The following is a 13,155-nucleotide window of genomic DNA, read 5'->3' on the forward strand; positions in this document are numbered from 1 at the left end:
GTGCGGGTTAGCTATCGCAGTGACATCAGTGAAAATGTCGGGTCGGCAAGCGGTACGTTCGACAGATCCCGCCCCGCCGCCATCCAGCGCTTCGCCAGCTTGACGGTGCGCGCATCGTTGAACGCTACCAGCTGCGTCAGCCGCCCGTTTTCATCCAGCGAGAAGAAAAACGCATCTTCACGCACTATCGTTTTACTCTCCGGCTGCGGAATACCGAGGATCTGAATATTGTGCTGATATTGATCCGACCACAGCCACGGCGCGTCGTCATAACCTGGCGCATCGGGGTTGAGCATCGCTTTCGCCGTCGCCACTGCCTGATTCTGGGCGAAGGCCCAGGACTGGATGCACAGGCCGTAGTGATGGTGCTGGGCGACATCTCCTGCGGCAAAGATGAATGGATCCGAGGTGCGTCCCTGGGCATCCACCACGATCCCGCGCCCGGTTTTCAGCCCCGCATCAAGCGCCAGCTCCAGATTGAGATCGACGCCGATCCCGACCACGACCGTATCAAAGGTTTCACGGTTGCCGTCGCAGTGGATGACCGGCAGGCCATTATCGTCCTCCAGCTCCAGCGCGCCGCAGCCGGTACGGATCTCCACCCCCTGCTCGCGGTGGATGGCCTCCAGGCGCTGGGACACCTCGCTGCTCACCGAGCGCATGCACACCGCAGGCTGCTGCTCGAACAGGGTGACCGCCATGCCGCTTTTCCGCGCGGAAGCGGCAATCTCAAGGCCAATCCAGCCGCCGCCGATAATCGCCAGTTTGTGACTTTCCGACAGGCGACTTTTCAGGCGCTGCGCGTCCTGCCAGTGGCGCAGGGTGTAGACCTGCGGATGGCTGGCCCACGCCTGCGAAGGCAGGCGCGCCCGACCGCCGGTAGCGATTAAAAGGATGTTGTAACTAAGACATTCGCCGTTGCTTAAACGCACGATTTTCTCTTCACGATCGACTGATTCAGCACGCAGCGGGCGGTACCAGATCAGGTTCAGCGCCTGCTGCGCTTCTTCGCTAAACAGCCGCGGAAGCGCGGAGTCCGGCTCCAGCAGAGACGCTTTTGACAGCGGCGGCCGCTCGTAGAAATCCCATTCCTCTTCCGCCACCACGCAAATCTCGCCGTCGAAGCCCTCGTCACGCAGGGTTTTCGCCGCCCAGCCGCCCGCCTGGCCGCCGCCGATAATGACAATGCGCGATGTCATACCGCCTCCGGCTTTTTCTGCTGACGGCGCGTGTCGTGGTCAATCCCGCCCTCCACCGCCCATTCGGTAAAGGAGACCAGGGAGTGCTCCAGCTCACGCGGCTGCCAGTTTTCGGTCAGGTAGTCGTCGTTGGTGTAATACTCAAACGCGCCGCCGGTCGGGCTGTTGACGTACCAGAAGTACGCCGACGACACCGGATGACGGCCCGGCCCGATAAAAGTGCTCCAGTCATGTTTATTCATCGCGATACCGCCGCCGATCACCTCGTGGATGTCGCGCACGGTGAAGGCCACATGGTTGAGGCCGCGCTTGCGGTTCGGCAGTTGCAGCAAGAACAGGTTGTGATGGCCGCCACGCGCCCCGCAGCGCAGGAACACGGCGCGGTTGATATAGCGATCCGAGACCTGGAAGCCGAGCACCTCGCGGTAGAATTTCTCCACTGCCGCCAGCTCTTCCACGAAGAACACCACATGCCCCACGTTGATCGGCTGGGCGCGATCGTAAACCGGGCTGGGCGTGTCGATACGGCGGGCGTCGCCCCACTGGTTTATTGGCTCGACGTTAAGCTCCACGTCGGTCTGCTGGGTCACCTGCACGCGCAGCGTCATGCCGTTCGGATCCAGGCATTCCAGCGCGTCGCCCACTTCACGAAAACCTGGCTGTTGCGCCAGCTTCGGGCGCAGCGCATCCAGCTCAGACTGGCTGGCAACCGCCCAGGTCATGCGGCGCAGGGTGTTGCCCGCTTCAAACGCGGGCGGCAGGTCGGGGCTGTCGATCGGGTTAAGCTCCACGCGCGCGCCGCTCAGGGTGGTGAAACGCTGGCCGCTGGCATCGCCCGTCAGGCCAAAATCACGCATAAATTTGGCGCAGTGCGTCAGGTCTTCCACACCAAATTCCAGCTTTTCAATTCCGGTTATACTCATCGTTCGTTGCCTCATCTGGCCCAGATTGGGCGTAAAACATGCCCGACGCAGTCAAGCGCCTGACGTTAACTCACTGATTTAACTGGCCTGTGACAGATACCCTAAGAAGCCAGAAATTTTATCCGCCGCGAGGCGAACCTCGTTTTGCAGGCGCTCGCGGTCGCTCAGTGGGATCTCCTCCGACGGCACCAGAATGCTGACCACCGCCGCCACGCGGCCGCTTCGGTCATACACCGGGTAGACGATGGAAGAGATGCCGTGGCGGAAGAAGGATTCGCCGATGACATACCCGCGGGCTTTGTCCTGCTGCACCATCTGCCACAGGGCTTCGCGGTCGTGAAGCTGCCCCGGCGTGTTGCCCGGCAGGCGCTCATGCGGGAACAGCTGTTCGAAATCAGCGCGGGAAATATCGGTCAACAGCATGCGGCCCAGCGAGGTGCAGTGCACCGGCAGACGGGTACCAATGCTGACCTGGTTGATACGCGACCCGGCGGCGCTGACGCGGGCGATATAGATAATGTCGCGCCCGTCGCGGATCGCCAGATGGCTGCTGCACTGGCTCACGTCGCGCAATTGCTCGATCACCGGCTGGCCGACCTGCGCCACGTCCAGCGAGGCGATGTACTCAAAGCCAAGACGCAGCACGTTCATGCCCAGCGAAAAGGTATTGGTGCGCGTGTTGCGCTCCAGAAATCCCATGTACTCCAGCGTCTGTACCACGCGATAGGCGGTGGCCTTCGGCATATCCACCAGCCGATGCAGTTCGGCAAAGGTCAGATCGCGATGCTGCTCGCCAAAGGCCAACAGCAGCTGTAAACCGCGCTCCAGCCCCGGCACCAGATACTTCACTTCCTGATCGTTTGCCATCATTGCCCTACCTTAGTTAAAGACAAAACCGCCGTTGACCGGGATCAGCTGTCCGGTGATGAACCGCGACAGATCGCTTAACAGCCAGACCACGCTGCCGGTGACGTCTTCCGGCTGCTGCGCGCCCGTTAACGCACGGCCGTTTTCGTAGAGCTGATGCCGTTCGGCGGGGACATATTCCGTCGCCTCGACGCGGGTTAGCCCCGGCGCGATGGCGTTAATGCGTATACGCTTTTCACCCAGTTCGCGCGCCATTGAGCGAGTCATGGCAATCACGGCGCCCTTGCTGGCGACGTAGGCCATCAGGCGCGGCGCGCCCCACAGCGCGGTGTCGGACGCGACGTTCACGATGCCCGCCCCCTCGCGCAGCAGCGGTACGGCGGCGCGCGTTACCAGCCAGGTGCCTTTGACGTTGACGCTCATCACCCGATCCCAGAGATCCGGATCGTAATCGAGCATATTTTTGCCGCCGACGCCCGTCGCCATCGCCGCGTTGTTCACCAGACCGTCAATCTGCCCCTGCTCGCCAATCGCGCTGAACACCTGCTCAATGGACTGCGGATCGGCCAGATCGATAACGTGCGATTCGATCGCATATCCCCGCTCGCTCAGCCGGTGGGCGCTCTCGGCCAGTTCGCCTTTAAGGATGTCGCACATCACCACCGCCGCGCCCTGCTCCGCGCAGGCCTGGGAAAAGTGGTAGCCCAGCCCGCGCGCGGCGCCGGTCACGACGATGCGCTTGCCGCTCAGCAGCCCGTTCATCAGGCGGCCCCCTGCTGTGCTTCACGCATCGCCAGCTGCTCTTTGGCGGCCTTTTGCATCATGCGACGCAGGCGCGAGAGGCCAACGTCGTGCTGATACAGGTATTCATGATCGCGGGCGTTTGGCGCCAGGCTCTCCAGCACCACGCGGTCCTGCTCCAGCACTTCCCAGTGCAGTTTTTCCAGCCGGTTGCGGTACATGAAGCGCCACATATCGCGCTGCCAGCCCTGCACCCGGCGAATGCGCCAGAAGAAGACGCGGCAGTTGTCGTTATCTTCCGGCACCACCATGCCGACGATAAAGAAGTGGCCGCCCGGCCCGAAACGCTTCTTGTACGGAATGGAGAGACGCATCCAGCAGGTGCCGCTGTTGCCCAGCTCCACCCAGTCGAAGTTGACGCCGCTCTGCCCTTTCTTCTCAAAGATAAAGCCGGTTTTGGTCGGCTGGAGCACCATGTCGGCCTTGCGATCCCCTTCCGCCATCGAGTGCGAGGAGGAGTGCAGATAGGTGCCGTGCATCGGGTCCATCACGTTTTCCAGCGCGTACTGGTAATTGCAGTTCCACGCGGCGGTGCAGAGGAAGTTGCTGAAGTTTTCCGTGTCGGCGAGTTCATCCGGGAAGGTCAGTTCGTCCGGCTGCTGATCCGCGGTGACGCCAAACCAGAGGAAGATGGCGCCGTGCGCCTCCTGCACGTTATAGCTGCGCACGCACTGCTGGCCGACCAGCGGACATTTATCCACAGCGGGCACGTCTTTCACCTCGCCGTTGCCCGCCACCTCTACGCCGTGATACCAGCAGGCGATGCGGTCGCCGAGGTTCCAGCCCATAGACAGGCGCGCGCCGCGGTGCGGACAACGGTCCTCCAGCGCCTGCACCTGGCCGTCTTTGTTGCGCCAGACCACAATCTGCTCGCCCAGGCGGGTGATGCCCACAGGAGCAGACTGCACTTCCCAGCTCGCCAGCACCGGATACCAGAGGCCGCGCAGGCCTTTATCCAGATAGTGTTGTACGGTCGTTGTCATCGCATTGCCCTCAGTAGCCGTTAACCTGTAAGAATGCCTGGAAGCTGGCGTCGCTCCACGGCTCGCCCTGCTGGTCGTGCATGCGCACCGCGTTCAGCCCGTTTACCAGCTCCGGCAGGGTTTCAACGCCCTGTTCGAAAAGCTCTTCCAGCGTCGCAATCAGCTTCACCTCCCAGCTTTCCGGCTCACGGCTGCGGGTCTGCCAGATCAGGTTCTGGTACTCGCCCGGCTTGTGAATGGCGCCATTACCGCCCTCTGCCGGCGGGGTAAACTGGCGGCTTTCCGGCAGCGCCGGGTTGTAGTTCAGCGTGTCGCTCATGCCACGGTCTCCTCAACAAAGGTAATCTGAATCTGGTTTTCAAAGACCCGAACCGGGTAACGGTTGAGGTTGCGTCCTCCGGGGCCGTGCAGACACTGGCCGGTTTTGACGTCGAACACCGCCTCGTGCAGCGGGCATTCCACCTTGCCGTCTTCTACGAAGCCCTGACTCAGCAGGGCATAGGCGTGGGGGCATACGTCTTCCAGCGCGTAATATTCACCGTCGATCAGGTAAACGCCGATCTCTTTCCCGTCGACGTTGCCGCTAAAAGGGAAATCTTCCTGTACTTGTTCTGCGTCACATACGCCTATCCAGCTCATCACGATCCTCCAGGCTTTTGTTTCATATATGAAACTCTGTTTCTTATTTAATACGGTCAATATAAAAGCGATGAATGTTTCGTCAAGCGACAATGTGACGAATTTGTTAATCGATCGGCAATTAATTAACTAAGTGTGCAAGGGATCACGAAAAAATGCAGCGATATGAAATTTTCATTATTACAGCGTGAGAAATACGTTTTTTTAATGGTCTCTTATTTTGAATAAAAGATATTGACTTCCTTTCTTTTTACTCTTTAAAAATAAATTAACGTCACCTCTTTCGCGTTTCACCGGTGAAACTCATTTTTAATTTATCTTTAATAAACAATGAGTTTCACAGGTGAATCATTTTAGCTCCGTGACAATCACATTGATGAAAAATATAAGTTACAAAAAACGTAAGGCGGACATAATGAAGGCAAGATGGCAAGGCACGATTGCGCTTTTATTACTCATTATTATTTCGTACGTCGATCGGGTAAATATCTCGGTAATGATTTTAAACCCGGAATTTGCCGAACATTTTCAGTTAAATGAAAACAGAATGTTACAGGGTCTACTCATGACCTGCTTTCTTCTGGGTTATGGTTTTTCCGCTCTATTATTAACGTCGGTTATTGAAAGCAAACTTCATTATCGGCAGGGATTATTAAGCAGCATTGCGCTTTGGGCCGCGGTCTGCGCGGTTTCGCCTTTGTTAGGCTCGCTGACGGGAATGGTCATCGCCCGCGAAATAACCGGGGTTTGTCTACACCTTCACGCTGGCCTGGGGAATGTTGCTGCTGCGCATGCGGCGCGCAGCAGCAATAAGCGCGTAAGGCTTATTCGCCTTTTTTCGCTGCCTGGATGTAGAGCATTTCCAGCGCCAGGGTCGCCGCGGCCAGCGCGGTGATCTCGGACTGGTCATAGGCCGGAGCCACTTCCACCACGTCCATCCCGACAATGTTCAGATCCTTCAGGCCGCGCACCAGCTTGATGGCGCGGTCTGACGTCAGGCCGCCGATCACCGGCGTACCGGTACCCGGTGCGAATGCCGGATCCAGGCAGTCGATGTCGAAGGTCAGGTAGACAGGCATATCGCCGACGATCTGCTTAACCTGAGCCAGAATATCGTCCACGCCGCGATCGTTCACCTGGCCCGCGTCGAGTACGGTGAAGCCGTTGTCTTTGTCGAACTCGGTGCGGATGCCGATCTGCACGGAGTGGTTCGGATCGATCAGGCCTTCTTTCGGCGCGGTGTAGAACATGGTGCCGTGGTCGAATTCGCAGCCGTTCGCGTAGGTGTCGGTATGCGCGTCAAAGTGCACCAGCGCCATTTTACCGAAGTGCTTCGCGTGGGCGCGCAGCAGCGGCAGGGTCACGAAGTGGTCACCGCCGAAGGAGAGCATGCGTTTACCGGCCGCCAGCAGCTTCTCGGCGTGCGCCTGCAGTTTTTCGCTCATTTCGCGCGCGTCACCGAAGGCGTACACCAGATCACCGCAGTCCACCACGTTCAGGCGCTCGCGCATGTCGAAGTTCCACGGGAAGCGGTTGTGCTCCCAGGCCAGGTTGGTGGAAACCTGACGGATTGCCGCCGGGCCATGACGTCCACCCGCACGACCGGACGTTGCCATGTCGAACGGTACGCCGGTGATCACCCAGTCAGCATCGCTGTCGTAAGGCTGGAAGTTCATCGGAAGGCGTAAAAAACCAAACGCGTTAGATACCAGAGAGTTATCGTACTGATGACCTAAAGTGCTCATGTCCTGACCTCTTATAAAGTCGATACATTAAAACAGATGAAAAAAAATCCCCTCCGCGTCGTTAAACCCGACGAGGAAGGGATTGATTCGTAAATCGCATAGTGGGGCGAATTATCGCCGTTAATTCATACGGGTTCAAGTGAGTATAGGGCATCGTGCGGTCTGATGCCCTCACCCCAACCCTCTCCCACCGGGAGAGGGAGGTTTTACTACTCGTCTTCCAGATACGTATACCCGTACAGACCCGCTTCAAACTCTTCCAGGAACTGCTGCTGCAAGGCATCGTCCAGACCGGTGTTTTTGACCTGATCGCGGAACTGGGTGAGCAGTTTTTTCGGATCCAGCTGAACGTATTCGAGCATATCCGCCACGGTGTCCCCTTCGTCGGACAGCTCAACCTCCACGCTGCCGTCAGGGAAGACAAACACGTCAACCGCTTCGGTATCACCGAACAGGTTGTGCATGTTGCCGAGGATCTCCTGATACGCACCCACCATAAAGAAGCCCAGCATTGGCGGGTTCTCCGGATCGTACTCCGGCATTGGCATGGTCGTAGCGATACCGTCACCGTCGACGTAGTGGTCAATCGCGCCGTCGGAGTCACAGGTAATGTCCAGCAGCACCGCGCGGCGTTCAGGCGCATGATTCAACCCTTCCAGCGGCAGAACCGGGAACAGCTGGTCGATACCCCAGGCATCCGGCATCGACTGGAACAGGGAGAAGTTGACGTACATTTTGTCCGCCATACGTTCCTGCAACTCGTCGATAATCGGACGGTGTGCGCGGTTGCTCGGATCGAGCTGCTTCTGCACTTCATGGCACATGTTCAGATAGAGCTGCTCCGCCCACGCGCGTTCCTGCAGGCTAAAGGTGCCTGAAGAATAACCGACGTGAATGTCGTGCAGATCCATCTGGCTGTCGTGCAGCCATTCGCGCAGAGAACGACGCGTGCCCGGCTCGTGCATCTCCTGCCAGGTTTCCCACATGCTTTGCAGGGAACGTGGGGCATCGTCTGCCGGAGGCGTGGCTTCAGTGATTTCGCTGCGCTCAACGCCGATGATGTTAGAGACCAGCACCGTATGGTGCGCAGTGACCGCGCGGCCGGATTCGGTGATCACCGTCGGGTGCGGCAGGCCGTGCTCTTCGCAGGCATCGCCAATCGCCCAGATAATGTTGTTGGCGTATTCGTTCAGGCCGTAGTTGACCGAGCAGTCAGACTGCGAGCGTGTCCCTTCGTAATCCACGCCCAGGCCACCGCCCACGTCAAAGCACTGAATATTTACGCCAAGCTTGTGCAGCTCAACGTAGAAACGTGCCGATTCACGCACGCCGGTGGCAATGTCGCGAATGTTGGCCATCTGCGAGCCAAGGTGGAAGTGCAGCAGCTGAATGCTGTCCAGACGACCGCGCTCGCGCAGAATTTCCACCAGCTGAAGCACCTGGTTCGCCGCGAGGCCGAACTTGGATTTTTCACCGCCGGAAGACTGCCATTTACCGGAACCCTGCGACGCCAGTCGCGCACGCACACCAAGGCGTGGGATCACGTTCAGACGCTCGGCCTCTTCCAGCACGATCGCGATTTCGGTCATCTTCTCGATCACCAGATAGACCTTGTGGCCCATCTTCTCGCCAATCAGCGCCAGACGAATGTATTCGCGGTCTTTATAGCCGTTACAGACGATCACCGACCGGGTCATGCCCGCGTGCGCCAGAACCGCCATCAGCTCCGCTTTGGAGCCAGCTTCCAGGCCCAGCGGTTCGCCGGAGTGGATCAGGGACTCAATCACGCGACGGTGCTGGTTTACCTTGATCGGGTAAACAAGGAAATAGTCGCCGTTATAACCATACGATTCCCGCGCGCGTTTGAACGCGGCGTTAATAGAACGCAGGCGATGTTGCAGGATCTGCGGGAAGCAGAACAGTGCAGGCAAGCGCTGACCCTGGGCTTCACGGGCTTTCACCAGCTTAGCGAGATCCACGCGCGCTTCCGGGACGTCCGGATCCGGGCAGACACTGATGTGGCCCAGCTCGTTAACGTCGTAGTAGTTATTGCCCCACCAGGCAATATTGTAAGTGCGCAGCATCTTGCTGGCTTCCTGGGAGCTCATCGCAACCTCCTGCATAGAACGTAGTACACCCTGTTCGCCTGCTGACGAAGGCGAAAGCGAAGACATGTCGTCAGACATAGCGAACCTCAACTCTTTGTATTAAGTGTAAAACAGTTGACTACTATCGCAGCGTTATACGGCGATAACAACCCATTAACGGCTCCATTTCCCAGCAGAGTATGCTGAAATCCAGACCGTGCGACCGGTTTCTTATTCATATCATTGTAAAACACGTATCCGAACTCTGTATGACAAGGTTCGGCGAAACCACGAGAAAACTCCTGTATTAACAAGAGCGCCCTTGTTCAGTTTTCACAAAGCGTGACCGGCTCTGGAATCCTGAGAAGCACCGAGATGGGTATAACATCGGCAGGTGTTTAGACCAGAAGTGCGGGTGGGAATCAAATGCGCGCCAGAACGACTGCGCTGAATGAGCGGAAAACAATGGTTCATTATCTCGTATCACCTCCACGGCCGCCTCTGCTGAAACGGACCACAAGCCAAAGCTAAAAGTTCACTGCTTAACCCGGCTGGAAGTGGCGACACGATGTGTTCATCGAGCGCTTATTTTATATGAGCCGCGCGCCGCGTTTTATACCGAGAAGGTCGCTAAAAAGCAAAACAAAAATGCGCAGGTTGCCAGCGCCGTCAGGAAAAATTTCCAGCCGTGTTTTCAACGCAGTGAGAGGTGAGTCAAAAAAAACTGGAAATCGGGTGAAGAAGTGACCTAAAATAGACGTCCAGATGTTAATCCATCCATACTGATTAACACTCAGACTGCCAGTGTCAAAATCCTGCAGGCCTTGGTAGAATTATCTCCTTTGGCTATTCCACACAGCAGTTCGAGCTAACCAAATTCCTTTTAGGTGAAATAAAACATGGCAAAACACCTGTTTACGTCCGAGTCCGTATCAGAAGGACATCCTGATAAAATTGCTGACCAAATCTCCGATGCGGTGCTGGATGCGATCCTCGCGCAGGATCCAAAGGCGCGCGTAGCGTGTGAAACCTATGTCAAAACCGGCATGGTTCTGGTTGGCGGTGAGATCACCACCAGCGCATGGGTTGATATCGAAGAGATCACCCGTAACACGGTGCGTGAGATCGGTTATGTACATTCTGATATGGGCTTTGATGCCAACTCCTGCGCCGTACTGAGCGCTATCGGCAAACAGTCCCCGGACATCAACCAGGGCGTTGACCGTGCCGATCCGCTGGAACAGGGCGCGGGCGACCAGGGCCTGATGTTCGGCTACGCGACCAACGAAACCGACGTGCTGATGCCAGCGCCGGTGACTTACGCACACCGTCTGGTGCAGCGTCAGGCTGAAGTGCGTAAAAACGGCACCCTGCCGTGGCTGCGTCCGGATGCGAAAAGCCAGGTTACCTTCCAGTATGACGACGGGAAAATCGTCGGCATTGATGCCGTGGTTCTTTCCACGCAGCATGCTGAAGATATTGACCAGAAATCCCTGCAGGAAGCGGTGATGGAAGAGATCATCAAGCCTGTTCTGCCAACTGAATGGCTGAGCTCTGCGACCAAATTCTTCATCAACCCAACCGGACGCTTCGTTATCGGCGGCCCAATGGGTGACTGCGGTCTGACCGGTCGTAAAATCATCGTAGATACCTACGGCGGCATGGCGCGCCACGGTGGCGGCGCGTTCTCCGGTAAAGACCCGTCTAAAGTGGACCGTTCTGCGGCGTACGCTGCACGTTATGTGGCGAAAAACATCGTTGCTGCGGGCCTGGCTGACCGCTGTGAAATTCAGGTTTCCTACGCCATCGGCGTGGCTGAGCCAACCTCCATCATGGTGGAAACCTTCGGTACTGAAAAAGTGCCTTCTGAACAGCTAACCCTGCTGGTGCGTGAGTTCTTCGACCTGCGTCCATACGGTCTGATTCAGATGCTGGATCTGCTGCACCCAATCTACCAGGAAACCGCAGCGTACGGTCACTTTGGTCGCGAACATTTCCCTTGGGAAAAAACCGACAAAGCCGCCCTGCTGCGTGATGCTGCCGGTCTGAAATAATCGACTGCCAGCAGCTTAAACAGGCCAGCCTTTGTGCTGGCCTTTTTTATGTCGGGTGGCGGCTATGCCTTACCTGACCTACGGGTAGTGAATTTTTGTAGGCCGGGTAAGGCGCAGCCGCCACCCGGCAATGTTTGGAACCGTTTACACCTCACTCTCTATACCCCGATTTCAGAATATTCTCTTTGCATGATCGCATTTCTTCTGCTGTTACATTCCCTTTCAGTTAAGTCTGAAATTTGTGCAAACGCGATGCATATCAATTAATTTATCTCTATATTTTCAAAGCTTTAATTATTTTTACGGTTACAAACTAGTGTAACCGATTACACCGTTGTGATTTGACTCACATATTTTTATGAGCCGCTCACCTACTCTTAATATCGTAAAAACTGATAACCCAACTGGAGGGCATAATGCCTGACAATAATAAACAGGGGCGTACGTCCAATAAGGCAATGACGTTCTTCGTCTGCTTCCTCGCCGCTCTGGCAGGATTACTCTTTGGCCTGGATATTGGCGTAATTGCCGGTGCATTACCTTTCATCACCGATGAGTTCCAGATTAGCGCACACACTCAGGAATGGGTGGTCAGCTCCATGATGTTCGGTGCCGCCGTCGGCGCGGTCGGCAGCGGCTGGCTCTCCTTTAAGCTCGGGCGTAAAAAGAGCCTGATGATCGGCGCGATCCTGTTCGTTGCCGGCTCACTGTTCTCTGCCGCTGCGCCTAACGTTGAAGTGCTGATCCTCTCCCGCGTGCTGCTCGGTCTGGCAGTGGGCGTGGCGTCTTATACTGCCCCGCTGTACCTGTCTGAAATCGCACCGGAAAAAATCCGCGGCAGCATGATTTCCATGTACCAGCTGATGATCACCATCGGTATTCTGGGGGCTTATCTTTCCGATACCGCCTTCAGCTACAGCGGCGCATGGCGCTGGATGCTGGGCGTCATCATCATTCCGGCCATTCTGCTGCTGATTGGTGTCTTCTTCCTGCCGGACAGCCCGCGCTGGTTCGCCGCCAAACGCCGCTTCCACGATGCCGAACGCGTGCTCTTACGCCTGCGTGATACCAGCGCCGAAGCCAAAAACGAGCTGGAAGAGATCCGCGAAAGCCTGAAGGTCAAACAGTCCGGCTGGGCGCTGTTCAAAGAGAACAGCAACTTCCGCCGCGCGGTGTTCCTCGGTGTGCTGTTACAGATCATGCAACAGTTCACCGGGATGAACGTCATCATGTATTACGCGCCGAAAATCTTCGAACTGGCGGGCTACACCAACACCACCGAACAGATGTGGGGCACCGTGATCGTCGGCCTGACCAACGTGCTGGCGACCTTTATCGCTATCGGTCTGGTGGACCGCTGGGGGCGTAAGCCAACCCTGACGCTGGGCTTCCTGGTCATGGCCGTCGGGATGGGCGTACTGGGTACCATGATGCACATGGGCATTCACTCCTCGACGGCACAGTACTTCGCCGTGGCGATGCTGCTGATGTTTATCATTGGGTTTGCGATGAGCGCCGGTCCGCTGATTTGGGTGCTGTGTTCTGAGATCCAGCCGCTGAAAGGGCGTGATTTTGGTATCACCTGCTCTACCGCAACCAACTGGATTGCCAACATGATCGTCGGCGCAACGTTCCTGACCATGCTCAATACCCTGGGTAATGCCAATACCTTCTGGGTCTACGCCGGTCTTAACCTGTTCTTTATTGTTCTCACGATCTGGCTGGTTCCTGAAACCAAACATGTTTCACTGGAACACATTGAACGTAACCTGATGAAAGGTCGTCCTCTGCGCGAAATCGGCGCACACGACTGATCCTCCTGCGGGGAGGCGCCTCTTGCGCCTCCCCGCTTCCCGC

At 57.0% G+C, this 13,155-nt stretch carries 13 protein-coding genes and 1 pseudogene; 3 read left to right on the top strand and 11 right to left on the bottom strand.

Going from position 1 to position 13,155, the window contains the following annotated elements; translation table 11 throughout:
- Positions 1-11: 11 nt before the first annotated feature.
- From ACQG2Q_RS19320 to ACQG2Q_RS19350, 7 genes are all read right to left on the bottom strand, one after another.
- The gene (locus tag ACQG2Q_RS19320) at positions 12-1,199 is read right to left on the bottom strand and encodes an NAD(P)/FAD-dependent oxidoreductase (protein WP_096217049.1); all 1,188 of its coding nucleotides are present in this window, start codon (positions 1,197-1,199) and stop codon (positions 12-14) included.
- Complete coding sequence (locus tag ACQG2Q_RS19325; RefSeq protein ID WP_038416706.1) at positions 1,196-2,122, bottom strand: VOC family protein; 927 nt, start codon at positions 2,120-2,122, stop codon at positions 1,196-1,198. The genes ACQG2Q_RS19320 and ACQG2Q_RS19325 overlap by 4 nt, the downstream gene beginning before the upstream one ends.
- Positions 2,123-2,200: 78 nt before the next feature.
- Complete coding sequence (locus ACQG2Q_RS19330) at positions 2,201-2,989, bottom strand: IclR family transcriptional regulator (RefSeq protein WP_032671673.1); 789 nt, start codon at positions 2,987-2,989, stop codon at positions 2,201-2,203.
- A 12-nt stretch (positions 2,990-3,001) separates the two neighbouring features.
- The gene (locus ACQG2Q_RS19335) at positions 3,002-3,751 is read right to left on the bottom strand and encodes an SDR family oxidoreductase (RefSeq protein ID WP_045308339.1); all 750 of its coding nucleotides are present in this window, start codon (positions 3,749-3,751) and stop codon (positions 3,002-3,004) included.
- Positions 3,751-4,773: an aromatic ring-hydroxylating oxygenase subunit alpha gene (locus ACQG2Q_RS19340; protein WP_045308340.1), complete on the bottom strand. Its 1,023-nt coding sequence runs from the start codon at positions 4,771-4,773 to the stop codon at positions 3,751-3,753. Before ACQG2Q_RS19340 ends, ACQG2Q_RS19335 begins: the two co-directional genes overlap by 1 nt.
- A 10-nt stretch (positions 4,774-4,783) precedes the next feature.
- Positions 4,784-5,092 carry a recombinase-like helix-turn-helix domain-containing protein gene (locus ACQG2Q_RS19345; RefSeq protein ID WP_022649346.1) on the bottom strand — a complete coding sequence of 103 codons (309 nt, stop codon included), beginning with the start codon at positions 5,090-5,092 and terminating at the stop codon, positions 4,784-4,786.
- On the bottom strand, positions 5,089-5,412 hold the full coding sequence (locus ACQG2Q_RS19350) for a Rieske (2Fe-2S) protein (RefSeq protein WP_003860044.1): 324 nt from the start codon (positions 5,410-5,412) through the stop codon (positions 5,089-5,091). Before ACQG2Q_RS19350 ends, ACQG2Q_RS19345 begins: the two co-directional genes overlap by 4 nt.
- Positions 5,413-5,827: 415 nt before the next feature.
- Between ACQG2Q_RS19350 and ACQG2Q_RS19355 the strand changes: the two are divergent.
- Positions 5,828-6,160 (top strand): annotated as a pseudogene (locus ACQG2Q_RS19355) (MFS transporter); the annotation flags it as partial.
- Positions 6,161-6,236: 76 nt separating this feature from the next.
- On the opposite strand, the gene speB reads toward ACQG2Q_RS19355, so the two are convergent.
- The 4 genes from speB to ACQG2Q_RS19375 all read right to left on the bottom strand — a co-directional run bounded on the left by speB (position 6,237) and on the right by ACQG2Q_RS19375 (position 9,718).
- Positions 6,237-7,157: an agmatinase gene (gene speB, locus ACQG2Q_RS19360; protein ID WP_017382921.1), complete on the bottom strand. Its 921-nt coding sequence runs from the start codon at positions 7,155-7,157 to the stop codon at positions 6,237-6,239.
- 209 nt (positions 7,158-7,366) lie between these two features.
- Entirely contained in the window at positions 7,367-9,343 is a 1,977-nt protein-coding gene (gene speA, locus ACQG2Q_RS19365; protein WP_022649348.1) for a biosynthetic arginine decarboxylase, read from the bottom strand.
- 8 nt (positions 9,344-9,351) lie between these two features.
- Entirely contained in the window at positions 9,352-9,483 is a 132-nt protein-coding gene (yqgB, locus tag ACQG2Q_RS19370) for an acid stress response protein YqgB (RefSeq protein ID WP_057979949.1), read from the bottom strand.
- 94 nt (positions 9,484-9,577) lie between these two features.
- Positions 9,578-9,718 carry a hypothetical protein gene (locus ACQG2Q_RS19375; RefSeq protein ID WP_418251239.1) on the bottom strand — a complete coding sequence of 47 codons (141 nt, stop codon included), beginning with the start codon at positions 9,716-9,718 and terminating at the stop codon, positions 9,578-9,580.
- 425 nt (positions 9,719-10,143) lie between these two features.
- Here ACQG2Q_RS19375 and metK point away from each other — a divergent pair, with 425 nt between their 5' ends.
- Positions 10,144-11,298: a methionine adenosyltransferase gene (gene metK, locus ACQG2Q_RS19380; protein WP_022649349.1), complete on the top strand. Its 1,155-nt coding sequence runs from the start codon at positions 10,144-10,146 to the stop codon at positions 11,296-11,298.
- Positions 11,299-11,714: 416 nt separating this feature from the next.
- Positions 11,715-13,112 carry a galactose/proton symporter gene (galP, locus tag ACQG2Q_RS19385; protein WP_032626160.1) on the top strand — a complete coding sequence of 466 codons (1,398 nt, stop codon included), beginning with the start codon at positions 11,715-11,717 and terminating at the stop codon, positions 13,110-13,112.
- The last annotated feature ends 43 nt before the right edge of the window (positions 13,113-13,155 follow it).

Source organism: Enterobacter cloacae complex sp. 370H10, from assembly GCF_050031535.1.
Taxonomy (GTDB): domain Bacteria; phylum Pseudomonadota; class Gammaproteobacteria; order Enterobacterales; family Enterobacteriaceae; genus Enterobacter; species Enterobacter intestinihominis.

Coding starts and splice junctions, on each gene's coding strand:
- speB (WP_017382921.1), bottom strand. CDS start 7,157: ATGAGCACTTTAGGTCATCAGTACGATAACTCTCTGGTATCTAACGCG.
- ACQG2Q_RS19320 (WP_096217049.1), bottom strand. CDS start 1,199: ATGACATCGCGCATTGTCATTATCGGCGGCGGCCAGGCGGGCGGCTGG.
- ACQG2Q_RS19350 (WP_003860044.1), bottom strand. CDS start 5,412: ATGAGCTGGATAGGCGTATGTGACGCAGAACAAGTACAGGAAGATTTC.
- galP (WP_032626160.1), top strand. CDS start 11,715: ATGCCTGACAATAATAAACAGGGGCGTACGTCCAATAAGGCAATGACG.
- ACQG2Q_RS19335 (WP_045308339.1), bottom strand. CDS start 3,751: ATGAACGGGCTGCTGAGCGGCAAGCGCATCGTCGTGACCGGCGCCGCG.
- yqgB (WP_057979949.1), bottom strand. CDS start 9,483: ATGAATAAGAAACCGGTCGCACGGTCTGGATTTCAGCATACTCTGCTG.
- ACQG2Q_RS19340 (WP_045308340.1), bottom strand. CDS start 4,773: ATGACAACGACCGTACAACACTATCTGGATAAAGGCCTGCGCGGCCTC.
- speA (WP_022649348.1), bottom strand. CDS start 9,343: ATGTCTGACGACATGTCTTCGCTTTCGCCTTCGTCAGCAGGCGAACAG.
- ACQG2Q_RS19325 (WP_038416706.1), bottom strand. CDS start 2,122: ATGAGTATAACCGGAATTGAAAAGCTGGAATTTGGTGTGGAAGACCTG.
- ACQG2Q_RS19345 (WP_022649346.1), bottom strand. CDS start 5,092: ATGAGCGACACGCTGAACTACAACCCGGCGCTGCCGGAAAGCCGCCAG.
- ACQG2Q_RS19330 (WP_032671673.1), bottom strand. CDS start 2,989: ATGGCAAACGATCAGGAAGTGAAGTATCTGGTGCCGGGGCTGGAGCGC.
- ACQG2Q_RS19375 (WP_418251239.1), bottom strand. CDS start 9,718: ATGAACCATTGTTTTCCGCTCATTCAGCGCAGTCGTTCTGGCGCGCAT.
- metK (WP_022649349.1), top strand. CDS start 10,144: ATGGCAAAACACCTGTTTACGTCCGAGTCCGTATCAGAAGGACATCCT.